The sequence below is a fragment of the Streptomyces sp. NPDC006552 genome, from assembly GCF_040611655.1.
GTDB lineage: Bacteria > Actinomycetota > Actinomycetes > Streptomycetales > Streptomycetaceae > Streptomyces.
In genome coordinates this window covers 82002-100528 of sequence record NZ_JBEXOS010000016.1, presented here as the reverse complement: position 1 = coordinate 100528, position 18527 = coordinate 82002, and the positions used below count along the sequence as shown (strand labels likewise).

The 18527-nt window shown below is 73.7% G+C and carries 15 protein-coding genes; 6 read left to right on the top strand and 9 right to left on the bottom strand.

The window, feature by feature from the left end:
• Positions 1 to 31: 31 nt before the first annotated feature.
• The 5 genes from ABZY33_RS12945 to ABZY33_RS12925 all read right to left on the bottom strand — a co-directional run bounded on the left by ABZY33_RS12945 (position 32) and on the right by ABZY33_RS12925 (position 6616).
• On the bottom strand, positions 32 to 1591 hold the full coding sequence (locus ABZY33_RS12945) for an MFS transporter (RefSeq protein ID WP_356491579.1): 1560 nt from the start codon (positions 1589 to 1591) through the stop codon (positions 32 to 34).
• A gap of 284 nt (positions 1592 to 1875) precedes the next feature.
• Positions 1876 to 2571: a D-Ala-D-Ala carboxypeptidase family metallohydrolase gene (locus ABZY33_RS12940; protein ID WP_356491605.1), complete on the bottom strand. Its 696-nt coding sequence runs from the start codon at positions 2569 to 2571 to the stop codon at positions 1876 to 1878.
• A 165-nt stretch (positions 2572 to 2736) separates the two neighbouring features.
• Positions 2737 to 3126 carry a DUF393 domain-containing protein gene (locus tag ABZY33_RS12935; protein WP_356491578.1) on the bottom strand — a complete coding sequence of 130 codons (390 nt, stop codon included), beginning with the start codon at positions 3124 to 3126 and terminating at the stop codon, positions 2737 to 2739.
• Between the two features lie 46 nt (positions 3127 to 3172).
• The gene (gene rph / locus ABZY33_RS12930; RefSeq protein ID WP_356491577.1) at positions 3173 to 5776 is read right to left on the bottom strand and encodes a rifamycin-inactivating phosphotransferase; all 2604 of its coding nucleotides are present in this window, start codon (positions 5774 to 5776) and stop codon (positions 3173 to 3175) included.
• 243 nt (positions 5777 to 6019) lie between these two features.
• Positions 6020 to 6616 (bottom strand): TetR/AcrR family transcriptional regulator, encoded by a 597-nt coding sequence (locus ABZY33_RS12925; RefSeq protein WP_356491576.1) that lies wholly within the window; start codon positions 6614 to 6616, stop codon positions 6020 to 6022.
• A gap of 154 nt (positions 6617 to 6770) precedes the next feature.
• Between ABZY33_RS12925 and ABZY33_RS12920 the strand changes: the two genes are divergently transcribed.
• The 5 genes from ABZY33_RS12920 (at position 6771) to ABZY33_RS12900 (ending at position 12314) form a co-directional block, all read left to right on the top strand.
• Positions 6771 to 7601, top strand: coding sequence for a class I SAM-dependent methyltransferase (locus ABZY33_RS12920; protein WP_356491575.1), 831 nt, complete (start codon positions 6771 to 6773; stop codon positions 7599 to 7601).
• Positions 7602 to 7853: 252 nt separating this feature from the next.
• The gene (locus ABZY33_RS12915; RefSeq protein WP_356491574.1) at positions 7854 to 8984 is read left to right on the top strand and encodes an NAD(P)/FAD-dependent oxidoreductase; all 1131 of its coding nucleotides are present in this window, start codon (positions 7854 to 7856) and stop codon (positions 8982 to 8984) included.
• A 231-nt stretch (positions 8985 to 9215) separates the two neighbouring features.
• A complete protein-coding gene (locus tag ABZY33_RS12910) occupies positions 9216 to 9728 on the top strand; it encodes an SRPBCC family protein (protein WP_356491573.1) in 513 nt (170 codons plus the stop codon).
• Positions 9729 to 9787: 59 nt separating this feature from the next.
• The gene (locus tag ABZY33_RS12905; protein WP_356491572.1) at positions 9788 to 12079 is read left to right on the top strand and encodes an FdhF/YdeP family oxidoreductase; all 2292 of its coding nucleotides are present in this window, start codon (positions 9788 to 9790) and stop codon (positions 12077 to 12079) included.
• A gap of 55 nt (positions 12080 to 12134) precedes the next feature.
• Positions 12135 to 12314: a DUF6480 family protein gene (locus ABZY33_RS12900; RefSeq protein WP_356491571.1), complete on the top strand. Its 180-nt coding sequence runs from the start codon at positions 12135 to 12137 to the stop codon at positions 12312 to 12314.
• 16 nt (positions 12315 to 12330) lie between these two features.
• Here the strand turns inward: ABZY33_RS12900 and ABZY33_RS12895 are convergent, their stop codons facing one another.
• Genes ABZY33_RS12895 through ABZY33_RS12880 form a run of 4 tightly spaced genes read right to left on the bottom strand, consistent with a single transcriptional unit; the run spans position 12331 to position 17115 of the window.
• Positions 12331 to 13353: a DUF5914 domain-containing protein gene (locus ABZY33_RS12895; protein WP_356491570.1), complete on the bottom strand. Its 1023-nt coding sequence runs from the start codon at positions 13351 to 13353 to the stop codon at positions 12331 to 12333.
• Positions 13350 to 14351 carry a phytoene/squalene synthase family protein gene (locus ABZY33_RS12890; protein WP_356491569.1) on the bottom strand — a complete coding sequence of 334 codons (1002 nt, stop codon included), beginning with the start codon at positions 14349 to 14351 and terminating at the stop codon, positions 13350 to 13352. The genes ABZY33_RS12895 and ABZY33_RS12890 overlap by 4 nt, the downstream gene beginning before the upstream one ends.
• Positions 14348 to 15895, bottom strand: coding sequence for a phytoene desaturase family protein (gene crtI, locus ABZY33_RS12885; RefSeq protein ID WP_356491568.1), 1548 nt, complete (start codon positions 15893 to 15895; stop codon positions 14348 to 14350). Before crtI ends, ABZY33_RS12890 begins: the two co-directional genes overlap by 4 nt.
• Positions 15892 to 17115: a polyprenyl synthetase family protein gene (locus ABZY33_RS12880; protein ID WP_356491567.1), complete on the bottom strand. Its 1224-nt coding sequence runs from the start codon at positions 17113 to 17115 to the stop codon at positions 15892 to 15894. The genes crtI and ABZY33_RS12880 overlap by 4 nt, the downstream gene beginning before the upstream one ends.
• A gap of 205 nt (positions 17116 to 17320) precedes the next feature.
• On the opposite strand from ABZY33_RS12880, the gene ABZY33_RS12875 reads away from it, so the two are divergent.
• A complete protein-coding gene (locus ABZY33_RS12875; protein ID WP_356491566.1) occupies positions 17321 to 18508 on the top strand; it encodes a lycopene cyclase family protein in 1188 nt (395 codons plus the stop codon).
• Positions 18509 to 18527: the final 19 nt, after the last annotated feature.

The following is an 18527-nucleotide window of genomic DNA, read 5'->3' as shown; positions in this document are numbered from 1 at the left end:
GGGGAGGGGGGACCGCATGGTGCTCAGGGTCTCAGGCGACCGGCTCCGGGGCGCCGCGGTCCGTGGCGGCCCGGCCGTCGGGAGCCTCGGCCGGGAACTGGGAGAGGGGCCCGCGGACGTACTGCGCCTCGACCAGGTCACCGGCCTCCTCGGCGGTGGAGACGGCGGGCGGGGAGCCCTCCAGCGGCTGGCGAGCGGTCTCCTTTATGCCCAGGACCGCGATCGCGCCGACCACGGAGGCCAGCATGATGTAGAACGCCGGCATCAGGTCGTTGCCGGTGGCGCTGGTCAGGCCCTCCATCACCAGCGGCGTGGTGCCGCCGAAGAGGGAGCCGGCGACGTTGAAGGAGATCGCGAGCGCCGAGTAGCGCACCTCCGTCGGGAAGAGCGCGGGCAGAACGGCGGACATCGTCGCGAGGAACGTCAGCAGGCACAGCCCGAGCAGCAGCAGGCCGGCGTAGATCGCCACGTGGCCGCCCGAGCGCAGCAGCAGGAACGCGGGCACGGTCAGCACGACGAAACCGGCCATGCCGGTGAGGAGCACGGGCTTGCGGCCGACCCGGTCGGAGAGGCTGCCGAGCGGGTGCACCAGGCACATCAGGACGACCATGACGATGACGAGGGCGACCAGGCCGGCGGTCGATCCGTAGTCGAGTTCGTCCGTGAGGTACGTCGGCATGTAGGACAGCAGGCCGTAGTCGGCGATGTCGTAGGCGGCGACGAGGATCATGCACAGCATCAGCGCGCGCCAGTGCTCGCGGAAGAACGGGCCGAAGCGGAACTTGGGGCGTTCGGAGGTGTGCTGCTCGCGCTCCAGCTCCCGGTAGGCCGGGGTGTCCTCCAGCTTGAGCCGCATGTACAGGCCGATCAGGCCGAGCGGACCGGCGACGAGGAAGGGCACGCGCCAGCCCCAGGAGGTCATGGCGCCGTCGTCGAGGAACGTGGTCAGGATGGTGACGAGGCCGGCCGCGCCCACGTATCCGGCGAGCGTGCCGAACTCCAGGTAGCTGCCGAAGAACCCGCGCTTCTTGTCGGGCGCGTACTCGGCGATGAAGGTGGCGGCGCCGCCGTACTCACCGCCGGTCGAGAACCCCTGGATGACGCGGAAGAGCAGCAGCAGGGCGGGCGCCCAGATCCCGATGGCCGCGTACGAGGGCACCAGGCCGATGCCGAAGGTGCCGAGCGCCATCATGATCATGGTGAGGGAGAGGACCTTCTTGCGGCCGATGCGGTCGCCGAGCGGGCCGAAGACGAAGCCGCCGATGGGCCGCAGCAGGAAGGCCGCGGCGAAGGCGCCGAAGGAGGCGAGGGTCTGCGCCGTCGGGTTGCCCGACGGGAAGAACACCTTGCCCAGGGTGACGGCCATGTAGGAGTAGATGCCGAAGTCGAACCACTCCATGGCGTTGCCGAGCATCGCGGCCTTCACCGCGCGGCGCACCGCGGGCTCCTCGGTCACCGTGATGTCGCTGCGGCGCAGCTTGGGGTTGCGCCGCCGCTCGATCGCCCGGAACAGGCCACGGTGGCGGCGTACCGCCTCGGGGTCCCACTCCGGCTCGCTGTCGCTTGCCGCCTGCGTCGTCTCCGCGCTCACGGACGGTCTTCCTTCCTCTGGCTTCCTGCCGGGCCCGGCGCGCGGCCGGCCTCGCCGGTCCGGCGCCGTCGGCCCTCACGACCGACCATGCGCCCCCTCGGGCGGCGGCGCATCATTGCCCGGACAGAAAGGTGAACACCTTCAGGCAGCTCCACGTGCCCGCTGATCGCTCCCTCCACGCAGGTCAGGGGCGATCAGGTGGAGTGACCAAGGTCATAACCACGGAAAGCGGCTGCTATTTCTCTCGCGCCGCCCTGTCGGTACCTCGCGGCAGGCGCCGGTGGTCAGATGCCGCAGGACGACGCCGACCAGTAGCGCGAACTCTGGCTGCCGAGGTGGGCGTGGGTGCTGTGGCCGGGGTAGCCCGGTCCGAGGATCTCGTTGAAACCGTGGTTGCGGGCCTGCTTGACGATCTCGCAGTACGAGGGTGTGCCGACGAGGTCGATGCCGCGGCCGTAGAGGTGGTTGCTGTTGGCGGCCCCGCCCGCGGCGTTGTTGCAGGCGTGGGAGCGGAAGCCGCTGCTGGTGGTCAGGGCGCGGTCGCCGAGGGCGTGCCGCAGGGCCTCCAGCTTCCACATCTGTTGCAGCGCGTTGGCCTTCGCGGCGGCCGCGGAGACGGCGCCGCCGGACCAGTCGGCGTTGCAGCGGTTCATCTCGGCGTAGGTGAAGTGGGCCGGAGTGCAGTCCCCGTCCTGGAGGGCGTAGAGCTTGCTGAAGGTCTGGGGTCCCGCGATGCCGTCCGCCGGCAGCCCGTAGGCCTGCTGGAAACGGGTGACGGCGGCCTTGGTGGCCGGGCCGAACGCCCCGTCCACCGCGATGACGGCGCCGTAGCCGGGGTAGCCGGCGACGCGGATCTGCAATTGCCGCACGTCCTCGCCGCTCGCCCCCTGGGCGAGGGTCCGGTTCCAGGTGTAGCAGTCGTCGGCGTGGGCCGGGCCCGCGGTGACCGCGGTCCCGAGCAGTGTGAGTGACCCGAGCATGACAAGGGCGAGCAGCGCGCGAAGGTTCCGTCCGAGCACAGTGCCTCCTGGGGCGGGAGATGCGGAGAGGTGCGGGGACCCTGACAGTGCCCGGCCCCGGCTACGCGCGTCAATAGGGCCCGCGCGAGGGCGAGTTGCTCCCCGCACCCCGGCCGCGAGAGCGCGCTACGAGCCCTGCGGACGGCGCCCGGGCACCGCGCAGGCCGCCGTGCCTCCGGGGAGGCGATGGCGGTTGTCGGCGATCAGCCGGTAGACGCCGTGCGCGACCACCCGCACGAGCGGCAGCGTCAGCACGGCGCCCAGCACCGGCCACGGCCGCCCCGCGCTCATCAACGCCTTCGCGACCGCCTGGGCGCCCCCGTACACCGTCCCCGCCGGGGTCACCCAGAGAACCTCGTACGCGGCTCGCTCCTGGGGAACGCCCAGCGCCTCCAGGTCCGTGAACTGCCAGGGGGTGATCGCGCAGCGCGGCCGCACATACCGCTCGGCGAACCGCACCGAGGTGGTGCAGAAACCGCAGTCTCCGTCGAACACGAGCAAGGGCCGAGTCACCATGCCTCCATGATGACCCCGCCCCGCCGCCGGGGCCGGGCCGCCCCCGTCAGGACAGGATCTCGACGTATCCGTCGCTCCCGTGCACCCGGATGCGCTGCCCGTCCCGGATCCGCCGGGTGGCCTGCTCCACGCCGACGACCGCCGGCAGACCGTACTCGCGGGCGATCACCGCGCCGTGGGTCATCAGCCCGCCGACCTCCGTCACCAGGCCCGCGATGCCCACGAACAGCGGCGACCAGCTGGGGTCCGTGAACGCCGTGACCAGGATGTCGCCCGCCGCCAGATCGGCGTCCGCCATGTCGAGCACGACGCGCGCCCGGCCCTCGACGGTCCCGGCGGAGACCGGGACGCCGGCCAGGGCCCCGGCCGGCACGTCCGCGCGCCGGTACGCCCCCGAGAGGGCCTCGCCGTCGGAGGTCAGCACCCGCGGCGGGGTGAGCGTCCGGAAGTGCCGGTGGGCGTCCTTGCGCCGCCGGACGAGCTCCTCGTCCACCTGGCCCGTACGCACGGCGTCGTGGAACTCCTCGAACGTGAGGTAGCAGACGTCGTCCGGGTCGCCGAGCACGCCCGCGGCCACGAGGCGCCCGGCCTCCTTCCACAGGGCCCGCTTGTAGACGAAGTAGCGGCTGATCACGCCGTACTTCGGGTACTCCCGGTACCCGATGAAGGTCCTGACCCGGTCGATCATCCGCTGGGTCTCGGCGGCCTTCTCCGCCCCGTCCGGCAGCGCCCGCAGCCGGGCCAGCACGTCCTGCTCCGCGGCCCGCGCCCTGCGCCGGCCCTCCTCGAAGCGCCGGGCGGCGGCGCCGGGTCCGAAGGTGCGGACGTTGTCGAGGATGACGGGCACGAGTGTGCTGGGCCGCTCGCGCCAGCGCGGCCGCGTGATGTCGATCTCGCCGACGCAGCGCATGCCGTACCGGTCGAGGTAGGACTCGATGGCGTCGCGCGCCTCGGCGCCGCCCGTGAGCTTCGCCAGCTCGTCGAGGAAGGTGTCGTCCGAGACGCCGCCCAGGAACGCCACGACCTCGGGGTACGGGCGGATCACGTCGGCCACGTCGAGCAGCGCGAGCCCCATCTGCGACGTGACGTTGCCGGGCGCGGACAGCGTGAGCGCGTCCGCTGCGTTCTTCTCCCCCAGCCACTCGGCCAGGTGGTCGTTGAGCCACCAGGTGGCTTCCATCCCCGCCATCACCGCCTGCATGCTCCGCGGGTCGCTGAGCACACGCTTGTGCTCCTCGAAGGCCGTCAGCAGGAAGTCGAAGAGCGCCGGACCGGACATCTCCTGGATGTCGCGCTCCAAGGCGGCCAGGGACGCCTCATTGCGCGCGATCAGCTCGGTGACGACGGCCGGATCGGTCGGGAGCGAGGCGGAGGTGCGCCCGCCCTGGCGACCGCCGTCGCCCGCGTCCGCGTCCGTGCCGGACAGGACGAAGTCGTCGCGGCCGAGGACGGTCTCCAGCGCGTCCTTGGTCAGTGGATCGGACCGGCCGGCGAGAGCCAGCAGGCCGGCGCGGCCCGCGGGCGTGGAGAGCGCGCGGGTGGCGTCGACGAACAGCCGGCCGCCCGCCTCGTGCATCGTCGCCATGGCCGTCCGCTGCCACACCGAGATGCCCAGCGGCCGCATGGCGTCGGTCATCATCTGCTGGTGCCCGACGGAGATGTAGACGCGCGGATCCAGGTCACCGGCGTCCGGCACGGGGAACAGCGTCGTGATCGGCCGGCTCTGCACGAAGTGGAAGTCGCCGTCGGCGAGACACCACTCGATGTCCTGCGGGCCGCCGAACCGCGCTTCGATCCGCCGTCCCAGCTCGACGAGGCGCACGGCCTGCGCGTCCGTCAGCGCCGGCTTGTCCCGCCGCTCCGCCTCGACCGCCGCCTCCCGCGTCCCGCCGCCGGGGACGGGAAGCACGGCACGCCGCTTGACCGCGATGGTCCTGGCGACGACCTCGCCGGCCCGCACCGTGAACACGTCCGGGTTCACGATGCCGGAGACGAGCGCCTCGCCGAGGCCGAATCCGGCGTCCACGGTGGCGACCTTCCGGTGGCCCGTGACGGGGTCGGCCGTGAACAGGATGCCGGCGGCCTCCGGGAAGACCATCCGCTGCACGACGACGGCCATGTGGACCGTCCGGTCGTCGATGCCGTGACGGCGGCGGTAGACGACGGCCCGCTCGGTGAAGAGCGAGGCCCAGCACCGGCTGATGTGCCGCAGCACCGCCTCGTGCCCCACGACGTTGACGTACGTGTCCTGTTGGCCGGCGAAGGAGGCCGTCGGCAGGTCCTCGGCCGTCGCGCTGGACCGCACGGCGTAGGCGGTGTCCTCGTCCTGCCGTGCGAGGGCGTGTCCGATCTCCGCCGCGAGGTCGTCGGGGACGGTGATGTCCTCGATGGTCCGGCGGATCCGCGCGCTCAGCTCGCGGACCGCGTCCTGCTCCTCCGGGTCCGCCCGTACCAGCCGGCCGAGCAGCTCACGGACCGACGGCGCCTGCGCCACGACCCTTCGGAACGCCTCCGTCGTCACGCAGAAGCCGTCCGGTACGCGGATGCCCTCGATCCGCGCCAGTCCTCCCAACTGCGCACCCTTGCCGCCGACGAGCGCCGCCTGCGCCGCGTCGACCTCGTCGAGTCCCACCACGTACCGCTGACTCATCGCGCCACCTCCGCGCGGGTCATGCCCCACCGGCCGGCGCCGGCCGGTCGCCACCTCGACAACACACGCACGTCATGTCCTCATCTCCGCAGGTCCTGGCCTCGGCCGAGGATTCTGTGGCATGACGGGGGCCTTGCCGCAAGCCCCCCGGTGCGCTATATGTTGAGAGTGGCAGGGAGATCACTCTCCCTGCCTTTCTGCGTCGCGCAGCTCCCGGACTGCCGGGACCGCGGTCGCCAGCTCCTATGACCCCGCGACGTCACCGCCGCCGAGGACACCGGTGACGGCTTTGAGGACGTCGCCGGGCTCCGGTGGACGGCCGGTGCGGTCGGCGAAGAGCATGTGCCCGGCGCCGATCAGCAAGGGGGCCGCCGTGTCGACGTCGGCGTCCGCGGCGAGGCGGCCCCGTGCGCGCTCGGCGGCGAGATAGCCGGCGAGCATGGCCGTGCCTTCCGTCAGTACCGGAATGCCGGTCGGCGTGGTCCGGCGGAGCCGGGCGCGCAGTTCGTCCCGGGACGTGACGAGACCGACGACGGCCACGGCGACCGGGCCGAAGAGTTCGGTCAGGGCGCCCGCGACGTTCCCGGCGACGGTGGCGGTCCCGGCGGAATCCCGCAGCGCCTCGGCCTGCCGGTCGACCCGGGCGACGCGGTCCTGCACCAGCTCGGCGAGGAAGGCGTCGAAGTCGGCGAAGTGCCGGTGCAGGACGCCCTTGGCGCAGCCCGCCTCATCGGTGACCGCACGGCTGGTCAGGGCGCTCGGTCCGGCCCGGAGCAGGACGCGCTCGGCGGCCTGGAAGAGCTGCTCACGTACGTCGCGGATGGCGGTCCCTGTCGGCACCGTTCGCCCCTCTCCTTCTGTGTCCGGGCCCCGGTGCGGTCGCGGTCCCGGCTCGAGCTCGCCTCGCCCGCTCCGCATGATCTCACCCGCGCCGACTCCGAAGGGAGCGGACGGTCCGTTGACGAGTGGGCATCTGCCCACTCATAGTGGGCGCATGCCCATTACCTCCGCGGAGCAGCCTCCGCCACCCGACCGCGCACCCCACCGACTCCGCGAGACGGCGGAGTCTTTCGGCGCGGACGCGGAGCGGTACGACCGCGCCCGCCCGCGGTATCCGGACGCGCTCGTGGGCCGGATCACCGGCGCGGCGCCTGGCCCCGACGTCCTTGACGTCGGCTGTGGCACGGGCATCGCGGCCCGGCAGTTCCAGGCGGCCGGCCGCACGGTGCTCGGGGTGGAGCCGGACGCGCGCATGGCCGAGGTGGCCCGGCGTCTGGGAACTCCCGTCGACATAGCGGCCTTTGAAGGCTGGGACCCGGCCGGGCGGACCTTCGACGCGGTCGTCGCCGGTCAGTCCTGGCACTGGATCGAACCGGCCGCGGGCACCGCCAAGGCCGCGCGGGTGCTCCGCCCGGGTGGCGTCCTGGCCCTGTTCTGGAACGCCTTCCAGTTCCCGGCGGAGGTGGCGGAGGGCGTGGTCGCGGCCTGCCGGCGCGCCGTGCCCGACGCGCCGTTCGACTTCCGGGCGATGACGAAGGGACCGCTGGACGGAGTCAGGGCGCTGCTCGCCGAGCCCGTACGGACGATCCGCGCGGCGGCCGAGTTCCACGAACCGGAGGAGTGGCGATGGGAGTGGGAGTGGACCTACACCCGGGACGCCTGGCTGGACCAGATGCCCACCCAGGGCGCCTTCACCCGGCTTCCGGCCGACAGGCTGGCGCGGGTGCTGGAGGAGACCGGGGCCGTCATCGACGCGGGAGGCGGCAGCTTCACGATGCGCTACACCACGGTGGCGGTCACTGCCACGCGGACCGGCACCGGCTGAGCCCGGCCGGCGGGCAGGGCGTTGTCGGACCCGGCCGGTGGTCGTGACCCTGTCGGTGGTCGCGGCCCTGTCGGTGGTCGTCGGCGGGCTGTCGGTGGGGTGTCGACGGGCGCGGAGACAGTGGTGCGGTCGGCGCCGGACACCAGCGGCGTCGGCCACGACCGTCACCCCGCCCCGGCCCGAGGGGCGCTCCCCTGGCACGTCCCGCCGGGAGCGCGCCGCTCCACGGCCCCCGCAGAGAGAAGTCACCCCATGGTCCCTGACGTCACGATCGTCGGCGCCGGACTCGGCGGCCTCACCCTCGCCCGCGTCCTGCACGTCCACGGCATACCGGCCACGGTCCACGAGGCGGAGCCCTCACCCGCCGCGCGCTCGCAGGGCGGCATGCTCGACATCCACGACCACAACGGGCAGCGCGCACTGGCCTCGGCGCAGTTGCTCGACGCGTTCCAGGAGATCGTCCTGGACGGCCGGCAGGCGATGCGGGTTCTCGACCCGGACGGGTCCCTGCTCTTCGAGCAGGACGACGACGGTACGGGCGGCCGTCCCGAGGTGCAGCGCGGCGACCTGCGCCGGCTGCTGCTCGACTCGCTCCCGGCGGGCACGGTGCGGTGGGGGCAGAAGGTCAGCGGTGTCCGCGCCCTCGGTGACGGCCGGCACGAGGTGGCCTTCGCCGACGGCGCCGCCCGCACCACCGGTCTGCTCGTCGGCGCGGACGGCGCGTGGTCCCGGGTCCGCCCGCTGCTCTCCGGCGCGACGCCCGCGTACATCGGCAAGTCCGTCGTCGAGACCTACCTGTTCGACGCCGGCACCCGGCATCCGGCGGCCGCGAAGACGGTCGGCGGCGGGTCGATGATCGCACTCAGGCCGGGCCGGGAGATCTTCGCCCACCGTGAGAAGGGCGACACCCTGCACGCCTACATCGGGCTCTACGAGACTCAGGAGTGGTTCGCCGCCCTCGCCGCCGCCGACGCCGGCGCGGCCACGGCGCGGGTCGCGGCGGAGTTCACGGGCTGGGCGCCGGAGCTGCGCGCGCTGATCACCGACGCGGACGCCCCGCCGGTCGTGCGTCCCCTGTACGCGCTGCCGCCCGCCCACCGGTGGGACCGGGTCCCCGGGGTGACCCTCCTCGGTGACGCCGCCCACCTCTCGGCGCCGAACGGCGAGGGCGCCAACCTGGCCATGCTCGACGGCGCCGAGCTCGCCATGGCGCTCGCCGCTCACCCCGACGACGTGGAGACCGCGCTCACCGCCTACGAGCGGGCCCTGTTCCGGCGCGGCGCCGAGGCCGCCGCGGCGGACGGTGCCGACCCGCACGGACCGGACGCCGGCCCCGACGCGATGCACGACCTGATCGCCGCGGTCACCCGGCAGGAGCAGTAGCCGGACGGCGCGGCGGACCGGGTGCCCCGCCGCTCGCCCCCGCTGCGGCGCCGTGCGACACCCGCCTCACCGCTCGCCTCCGGGTGCCCCGGTCGTCCGCCCACGGCAGGCGGACAGCGGGACGACGGCGCAGGATGGGGGCGGACGGCGGCCGGGCCGGCGGATTGAGTCGCCGCACGCGCGGGTACCCGGCTGCTCTCCTATCCACCGGTGCACACAGACAGGGCAGCTATGAGTGTGATCGAGGGCGCCGTCGACATCGACGTACCGGTGCGTGTCGCGTACAACCAGTGGACGCAGTTCGAGAGCTTCCCGCGGTTCATGGACGCGGTGGAACGGATCGACCAGCCGCAGGTCACCCTCTCGCACTGGGTCACCCGGTTCGCCGGGGTGACCCGCGAGTTCGACGCCAAGGTCATCGAGCAGCACCCTGACGAGCGGGTGGCCTGGCGCAGCATGCACGAGCCGCACCACACGGGCTCGGTCCGCTTCGAGCCGCTGGGCGAGGCCCGCTGCCGGATGCGCTACCGCCTCGACTTCACCCCGCAGGGCCTCATCGAACGGGCCGCCGACTCCGTCGGCCTGGTCCGCCGTCAGGTCCACGACTGCGTGCGCGGCTTCAAGGAGTACATCGAGGGCCAGGGCGCGGAGACCGGCGCGTGGCGCGGCACCGTCGTCGACGGCCACGTGCAGCCGGAGGCCGAACGGGCGCCGCGGCCGGTGCCGCACTGGCCCACGGGCTGACCCACCCCGATCCCCCGAGCGGCCGGCCCGGCGGCGGTACCGAACGAAAGGCTGAAGTGGTGCACGAGTCATCGACCGCCGACCCCGGCGGTGAGCAGGCGAAGATCACCCCGCCGAAGACCTGGGCGGCCGGTGTTCCGGCGGTGGCGCACGCGGTCCAGTACTCGCTGGCCGAGACCTCGCCCCGGCGGACGACCCTGAACCTGCTGGAACTGAACCAGACCAAGGGGTTCGACTGCCCCGGCTGCGCCTGGCCGGACCCCGATCCCGGCAACCGGCACGCCAATGAGTACTGCGAGAACGGCGCGAAGCACACCAATGACGAGGCCACCACCCGGCGCGTCACCCCCGAGTTCTTCGCGCGTCACTCCGTCTCCGAGCTGGCCAGGGCCTCGGACCGGTGGCTGAACCAGCAGGGCCGGCTGACCCACCCCATGGTGAAGCGGCCGGGCCGCGACCACTACGAGCCCATCAGCTGGCACGACGCCCTCGGGCTCATCGCCGAGGAACTGCGCGCGCTCGACTCCCCCGACGAGGCGGTCTTCTACACCTCGGGGCGGGCCGGGAACGAGCCCGCGTTCGTCCTCCAGCTGTTCGCCCGCGCCCTGGGCACCAACAACCTGCCGGACTGTTCCAACATGTGCCACGAGTCGAGCGGCACGGCGCTCCACCAGACGCTGGGCATCGGCAAGGGCGACGTGAGCCTGCCCGACCTCCACCACGCCGATCTCGTGCTGAGCCTCGGCCAGAACCCGGGGAGCAACCACCCCCGGATGCTCTCCGCCCTGGAGGAGACCAAGCGCAGGGGCGGCAAGATCGTCGCCATCAACCCGCTGCCCGAGGCCGGCCTGATGCGGTTCAAGAACCCGCAGAAGCCGCGCGGCGTGATCGGCCGCGGCACCAACATCGCCGACCAGTTCCTCCAGATCCGGCTCGGCGGCGACCTCGCCCTCCTCCAGGCCCTGAACCTGCTGCTGCTGGAGGCCGAGGAGGCCGCGCCCGGCACCGTTCTGGACCGGGCCTTCATCGACGCCCGCACCGAAGGCTTCGAGGAGTTCGCCGCCCACCTGCGCCGTACCGTCTCCTGGCCCGACGTGCTGGCCGCCACCGGGCTGCGACGGGCCCAGATCGAGGAGCTGCGGGACCGGGTCCTGAAGAGCGAGCGGATCGTCGTCTGCTGGGCGATGGGGCTGACCCAGCAGAAGCACGCCGTGCCGACCATCCGCGAGGTGGTCAACTTCCTGCTGCTGCGCGGCAACATCGGCAGGCCGGGCGCGGGTGTCTGCCCGGTGCGCGGCCACAGCAACGTCCAGGGCGACCGGACGATGGGCATCTGGGAGCAGATGCCGCAGGAGTTCCTCGACGCGCTGGAGCGCGAGTTCTCCTTCACCCCGCCCGCCGCGCACGGCCTGGACACCGTGGACTCCATCCGGGCCATGGCCGAGGGCCGGATCAAGGTGTTCCTGGGGCTCGCGGGCAACTTCGTGCGGGCCACACCGGACAGCGATCTCACCGCGGACGCGATGCGCCGTTGCCGGCTGACGGCGCACATCTCCACGAAACTCAACCGCTCCCATGCGGTGTGCGGTGACACGGCGCTGATCCTGCCCACCCTGGGCCGCACCGAACGGGACCGGCAGGAGGGCGGCGAGCAGTTCATCACCGTCGAGGACTCCATGAGCCAGGTGCACGCCTCCAGCGGACACCGGGAGCCCGCGTCGAAGCACCTGCTCAGTGAGGTGGCGATCCTCAGCAGGCTCGCCCGGCGCACCCTCGGGGACCGGGTCCCGGTCCCCTGGGCCGCGTTCGAGGAGGACTACGGCCACATCCGGGAGCACATCTCCCGGGTCGTCCCGGGCTTCCACAACTTCAACGCCCGCGTGACGAAGCCGGGCGGTTTCGGCCTGCCGAACCCGGTCAACGACGGCGTCTACCCCACCCCCAGCGGCAAGGCGATCTTCACCTGCAACGACTTCGAGATGCTGCGCGCCCCCGAGGGCCATCTGCTGCTCCAGACCCTGCGCTCGCACGACCAGTGGAACACGGTGCCGTACACGACGAACGACCGGTACCGCGGCGTCCACGGCTCCCGCCGCGTCCTCCTGGTCCACCCCTCCGACCTGCGCGCCCTCGGTCTCGCGGACGGTCAGAAGGTCGACGTGGTCAGTGTCTGGCGGGACGGCTCGGAGCGCCGGGCCGACGACTTCCGGCTGGTCTCCTACTCGACGCCGCCCGGGTGCGCCGCCGCGTACTACCCGGAGGCCAACGTCCTCGTACCGCTGGACAGCGTCGCCGACCAGAGCAACACCCCGACGTCGAAGGGGATCGTGGTCCGCCTCGAACCGCGCTGACCCACCCCCGTACGCCGACATTGCGGACATAACGGTCGCGAGAGACCGTTGAGGGATGACACACATACTCGTACCGCCGACCGAGACGCCGCCCGCGGAGGGCTCGACCGCCGAGGCCCATCAGGAACGGGCCGACGGCGGGATGTGGGAACACCCCGCCTGGTGGGCGTGGCTCATCGTGATCGGAGCCGCCCTCGTGGCCGGTTACTTCGTGGCCCGGATCTGGGGGATGTGACCGCCGGGCGCCGTACTCAAAGCCGCGGGTCCTGGCGGGAGCGCAGCGTCCAGCGGCGCTCCGCGTAGGCGAGGTCGTCGCGCCACAGCCGTCCCGCCGCCGCGCGCATCAGCGGGCGCATGACGACCGCCGCGTGCCGCGCGAGGGCGAAGCCCGGGCGCTCGGACGTGGCGATCACCGCTTCGACGACGGCGGTGCGCGGCGCGGGGTGTCCCTCGGGCGTCAGCGGCGTGGCATGGGTCTCGACCACGGAGTCCCGGCCTTCGCCGTCGGTGATGTGCATGACGACGGTACGGGGCTCGGGGGCTGTGAACACAGCGCGGACCGGGACCACGAGCCGCGAGGTGAGCCGGAAGCTGACCTCCACGACGAACCGGTCCGGCTCCGTGTCGTCCCCGCCCGCCGCGTCGCCCCCGGGGCTCTCGATGACGCGCAGGTCGACGAACGAGTACGGGTGGAACCAGGCTCCGTGCCAGGGGTCGAGCCGGTTGGCCACGACGTCCTCGGGCTCGCAGCGGCCCAGGCCGGTGTAGACGGCCGGAAGGGAGTGTGCCGGGTCCGGCCGCGCCGGGACGACCGGCCGGTCGAGCGGCTGTTCCCCGCCCGTGCTGTCCAGCCGCACCCAGACCAGGACGCCGTCGTCGTGGACGGGAAGAGTGCGCCAGCCGTCCCTGCCCCGGGCGTCCAGGGCCATGCCGTGCCAGTGGCAGACGAGGGTGCCGCAGCGCACCGGACTGTCCTTGAGCGGGGCACCGAGGTGCGGGCAGGCTCCCGGGCCGGCGGCGATCCGGCCGCGCGCGTCCCGCCACAGGACCAGTTCGCGGCCCGCCACCGTACGCCCGAGGGGCGCCTGCCGGGGCACGTCGGCGGCGGCTCCGACGACGTACCAGTTGCCGGAGGGGCGGGCCTGCGCCCGTTTCAGGGCCGTCTCGATCACGGCGGGGCGCGCCGCCCGCCAGGTGGGTTCCTGGCGCTCCCAGGCGGGCGGGTCCTTGCGCAGGGTCAGGGGGAACCGGGGCCGCCCGGTCCGCCTGCTCATGCCGCTCCCTGGCGTACGGGCGCGGCGGACCTGAGGGCGGCGGACGCGGCCGGGGCGGGCGCGCAGCGGTGGCCGATGCGGGCGCGGGCGATGCGGGCGAGCCCGTCCAGGGCCACGACGGCGCGGCGGCGGCGGGGGACCACCGCGCGCCGGTGCAGCACGCTGTACCCGTCCTCGGCGACGGCGTCGAGGATGCCGGAGTAGAGCACGAAGGCGGTGCGGATGCAGGGCCGGGAGACCGGGTCCAGGAGGGCGATGCCGGGGACCGCCTGCCGGTAGACGTCGCGGGTCAGCGCCTCGAACGCCTTGAGGGCGCGGGTGATGCGGGGGTTGCGGCGGCCGGTGTCGCGGCTCCACCGCAGCTGTTCGCGGTCGACGCCGTGGGCGTGCAGCAGGTCCGCGGGGACATAGACGCGCCCGCGGTCGAGGTCCTCTCCCACGTCGCGCAGGAAGTTGGTGAGCTGGAAGGCGACGCCGAGGGCGGCCGCGTAGGGTTCGGCCTCGGCGCGCGGCACGGTGGCGCCGAGCACGGGGAGCATCTGCAGCCCGATCACGGCGGCCGAGCCGTGCATGTACCGGCGCAGGTCCTCGTAGGTGGGGTAGTCCGTCACCGTGAGGTCGTCGTGCATCGACGTCATGAAGTCATAAAAGTGGCGCGGGTCGATCCCGTAGCGGTGTGCGGTGTCGGCGAGGGCGTGGACGACGGGCTCGGCGCTGCGGCGCGTGCTCAGGCCGTGCCGCAGGCTGTCCGAGAGCGACGCGAGGGCGGCGGCCCGGCGCGCGGCGTCGAGGTCGTGGCCGTGGGAGTCGACGATGTCGTCGGCCCAGCGGGCGAAGCCGTACAGGGCGTGGACGGCGGGTCGCCGGTGGCCCGGCAGGAGCCGGGTGGCGAGGAAGTAGGTCTTGCCGTGGCGGGCGTTGAGCCGGCGGCAGTGCAGGTAGGCGCGGCGCAGGGCGGGGTCGGTGATGCCTGCGGCGTCGAGTTCTCGGGCGGTCACGAGGGTGCTCCTTCATGGGGCTTCGGGCGGTCGGCCCGGCCGCGGGCGCGGGGCGGCGCCGCGGTGAGGGAGCCGGTGATCCGTGCGGCGGCGAGCTTTCCGGAGAGCAGGACGGTCGGGACGCCGACGCCGGGGGTGGTGCCGCAGCCGGCGAGGACCGCGTTGGCGGTGCCGCGGACGAGGTTGCGGGGGCGGAAGGGGCCGGTCTGGGCGAAGGTGTGCGCGGCGGAGAACGGGGTGCCGGCCGCGTGGCTCTGGGCGTGCCAGTCGGCGGGGGTGACGAGGCAGTGTTCGTCGAGGGCGGAGCCGATTCCGTCCAGGCCGCGGCGGTCCAGTTCGGTGAGGAGTTCGGCGCGGTAGCGGGGTGCCAGGTCGCCCCACTGCTCGGGGCTCGGGCCGATGTCGGTGTTGGGGCAGGGGGCCAGGATGTAGTGGAGGTGGCGGCCGGGCGGCGCCAGTGTGGGGTCGGTGGCCGTGGGCCGGGTGATGAGCAGGGACGGATCGCTCATCAGGCGGCCGTGGCGGGTGAGTTCGTCGAAGGTGTGGTGCCAGGCGGCCCCGAACGAGAGGGTGTGGTGGGCCAGCTGCGGCCAGGTGCGGTCGGTGCCGGCGTGCAGGATCACCGCCGAGGGCGCGTGCCGCAGGGGCCGGGTGCGGCGCGGGGTGCGGCCGAGCAGCCGGTAGGAGACGGGCAGGTCGGGGGTGAGGACGACGGCGTCGCACGGGATGCGTCCGGCGTCGGTGACGACGGCGGTGATCCGCTCACCCGTGCGCTCCAGGCGCTCGACGCGGCGCCCGTAGTGCAGTTCGGCTCCGGCCGCCTGTGCGGCGTCGGCCATGGCCCGGGGCAGGGCGTGCATGCCGCCGCGCGGGAAGTAGACGCCCGCGACGGTGTCCATGTAGGCGATGACCGCGTAGGCCGCCAGGGCGCGGGCCGGCGGGACGCCGGCGTACAGGGCCTGGAAGGAGAAGACGCGGCGCAGGCGTTCGTCCTTGATGAACCGGCTGATCTGCGCGTCCATCCGGCCGAAGCCGCCGAGCGCGGCGAGCCGGGCCAGGTCGGGGGTGAGCAGTTGCAGCGGCGAGTCGAAGTTCGTGTCGATGAAGTGCTTCATCTGTGCCTGGTAGAGGCGGCTCAGCCAGTGGCGCAGGCGGGTGTACCCGGCCGCTTCCCGGGGGCCGGCGAACTCCTCGACGGCCTGCGTCATGGCGTCCGCGTCGGTGTGCACGTCGAGGCTGCTGCCGTCGGCGAACGACGCCCGGTAGGCGGGGTGCAGGGCGATGAGGTCCACGCGGTCGCGCAGCCGCTCCCCGACGGCGGCGAAGGCCTCGTCGGCCAGCTCCGGCATGGTCAGCACGGTCGGCCCGGTGTCGATGCGGTAACCGCCGCGCCGCAGCTGGCCCGCCCGGCCGCCGGGCAGGTCCGCGGCCTCGACCAGGGTGACGCGGCGGCCCGCGCCCAGCAGGTGGAGGGTGGCCGCGAGACCGGACAGGCCCGCACCCACCACGACCACGTGGTCCGTCCTGCCGCGTACGGTCCTCATGCGGCCGCGCCTCCGTCCCCGGCTCCGGCGGACGACCCGGCCGCCTGGCGCACGAGGTCGCGCAGGCGGGCGCGGGCCGGCGGGTCGAGCGGCGCCGCGTCCAGCTCGCGCAGGCTCCGCGCGGTCAGGTTCCGGATCTTCTCCTCGACGCTGCGGCGGGCCCCGGTGCGTTCGAGCACGTGCCGGACCTCGTCCAGGGTGCTCGCGTCGAAGCCGGGCCGGCCCGGGCAGCGCTCCAGGACCCGCAGCGCGTCGTGGTCGCCGGCGGCCTCGGCGCGCGCGTGGGCCAGGGCGACCAGGTAGGTGGGTTTACCGGCGCGCAGGTCACCGCCGGCGGGTTTGCCGCGGCGGGCGGCGCCGGGGAACACGTCGTCGAGGTCGTCGCGGAGCTGGAAGGCCAGCCCCGCACCGCGTCCGGCCGAGCACAGGGCGCGCAGCGTCGGCTCGTCCGCGCCGCCCAGCAGCGCGCCGAGCTGGAGGGGGCGTTCCACGGTGTAGCGGGCGGTCTTGAGACACGCGACGCCGAGGGCCTGGCCGAGGGACCGGGTGCGGGTCAGCTCGCCCTGGACGTCCAGGTACTGTCCGGCGACCATCTCCATGCGCATGCGCGACCAGGTGCGGCGGATCGCGCCCGCGCGCGGGGCGGGCAGGCGCAGGGCGGCGACCTCGTCGTCGGCCCAGGCCAGCGCGAGGTCCCCGGCGAGGATCGCGGCGGATTCGCCGAACCGTCCGCGGTCCGGGTGCGCGGACGCCGCGTACTGCGTCGCGTAGTCGACGTGCAGGGCGGGCCGGCTACGCCGAGTGGGGGCCTGGTCCATGACGTCGTCGTGGACCAGGGCGCAGGTCTGCAACAGCTCCAGCGCCACGGCCAGCGAGAGCGCGGCGTCGATCTGCTCGTCGTCGGGCAGCCCGCAGGCGCGCAGCCCCCACCACAGGAACCGCGGCCGGACCCGCCGTCCGCCGACGAGGGTGAAGCGGGCGACGCGCTCGGCGACGTCGGCCCCGAACACCGCGTCGACCGAGGCCGCCTCCGCGACCCGGCGAGCCAGGTGCAGGGCGAGGCGGCGCTCCACGGTCCGTGTCACGTCGGCGTCGATCTGCCGCGCGCGGACCGGCACCGGGGTGCGGCCGGCGGGCGCGGACAGCTCGGTTTCCCCGCGCTCCGCCCCGTCGTGCGGCACCACAGCCGTGGCGGCGCCTGTTGCCTCATCGGGGGGCATGTCGGCTCCTTCTGGGATGGCGGGGCTGGCAAAGTGCTGTCCAGAGGCTTTCCCCGTCTCCCACGGGATCGGATGCACCACGCCGCGGCAACCTGAGATCGGCCGCTGAGCGCACCCGCGCGCCGGTCCCGGCGGGCGGCGGGGTGCATCCGTGACCGGCCCCGTACGGGAAGGGCCTGTCGGAGCGAGTGGTCTACAGCCGGAGGTGAGTGTGCGGTCGGACGTCGTGATCATCGGTGCGGGCGCCGCGGGTCTGTCGCTGGCGGAGCGCCTTGCCACCTCCGGGTCCTCGCTCTCCGTACGGCTGATCGAGGCACCGCCGGGCCCGGTGCGCCCCGCGCCGCGGACCTGGTGCTTCTGGGAGGACGGCGCGGGCCGCTATGACGAGGCCGTCACCGCCGCCTGGAACCGGCTGCGGGTACGCGGCCCCGGCGGACGGCTGATCGACGCGGGCACCGGCTCCGTGCGGTACAAGATGATCCGCTCCACCGACTTCGAGGCGGCGGTCGCGCGGCGGCTCGCGGGGCGGCCCGGCTCGACCCGTACGGAGGCGACGGTCGAGGCGGTCGAGGGGACCGCCGACGGCGCCGACGTCCTGGTGCGGACGCCCGAGGGCCGGGCCCGGACCCTGTCGGCGCGCTGGGTCTTCGACTCGCGGCCGCTGGGCAGCCTGCCGCGGGCCCGGACGACGCTGCTGCAGCACTTCCGCGGCTGGTTCGTCCGCACCCCGCGGCCCGCATTCGACCCGGGCTCCGTCGAACTGATGGACTTCCGCACCCCGCAACCGGACCGCGGCCTCGCCTTCACCTACGTCCTGCCCACCAGCTCCGCCACCGCCCTGGTCGAATACACGCAGTTCTCGTCGTCCGTGCTGCCCTCCGAGGAGTACGACCGTGCTCTGCGGAGTCATCTGCACACGGTCCTCGGTATCCGCGACTTCGAGATCGAGGCCCGCGAAGAGGGCGTCATCCCCATGACCGACGCCGTCTTCGCGCGCCAGAGCGGCGGCTCCGTCTTCCGGATCGGAGCGGCCGGCGGCGCCACCCGCCCGTCGACCGGTTACACCTTCACCGCCATCCAGCGGCAGACGACGGCCATCACCGCGGCCCTCCTCGCGGGGCGCCGCCCGGTGCCGCCGGCGCCGCACTCCCGGCGCTCGCACGCGATGGACGCGGTCCTGCTGCACGCCCTGGCGAGCGGCCACCTCGACGGGGCGGCCTTCTTCACGCGGCTGTTCTCCCGCGTCCCCACCGAGCGGCTGCTGCGCTTCCTCGACGGGGCGACCTCGCTCTACGAGGACCTCTCCATCGGGCTGAACAGCCCGGTCCTGCCCCTGCTGCGCAGCGCGGCCTCCCTGCCCTCCCGCCCGCTGCTCCCCTCCCCCACGCCCTGACCACCGGGGCCACGCCTAG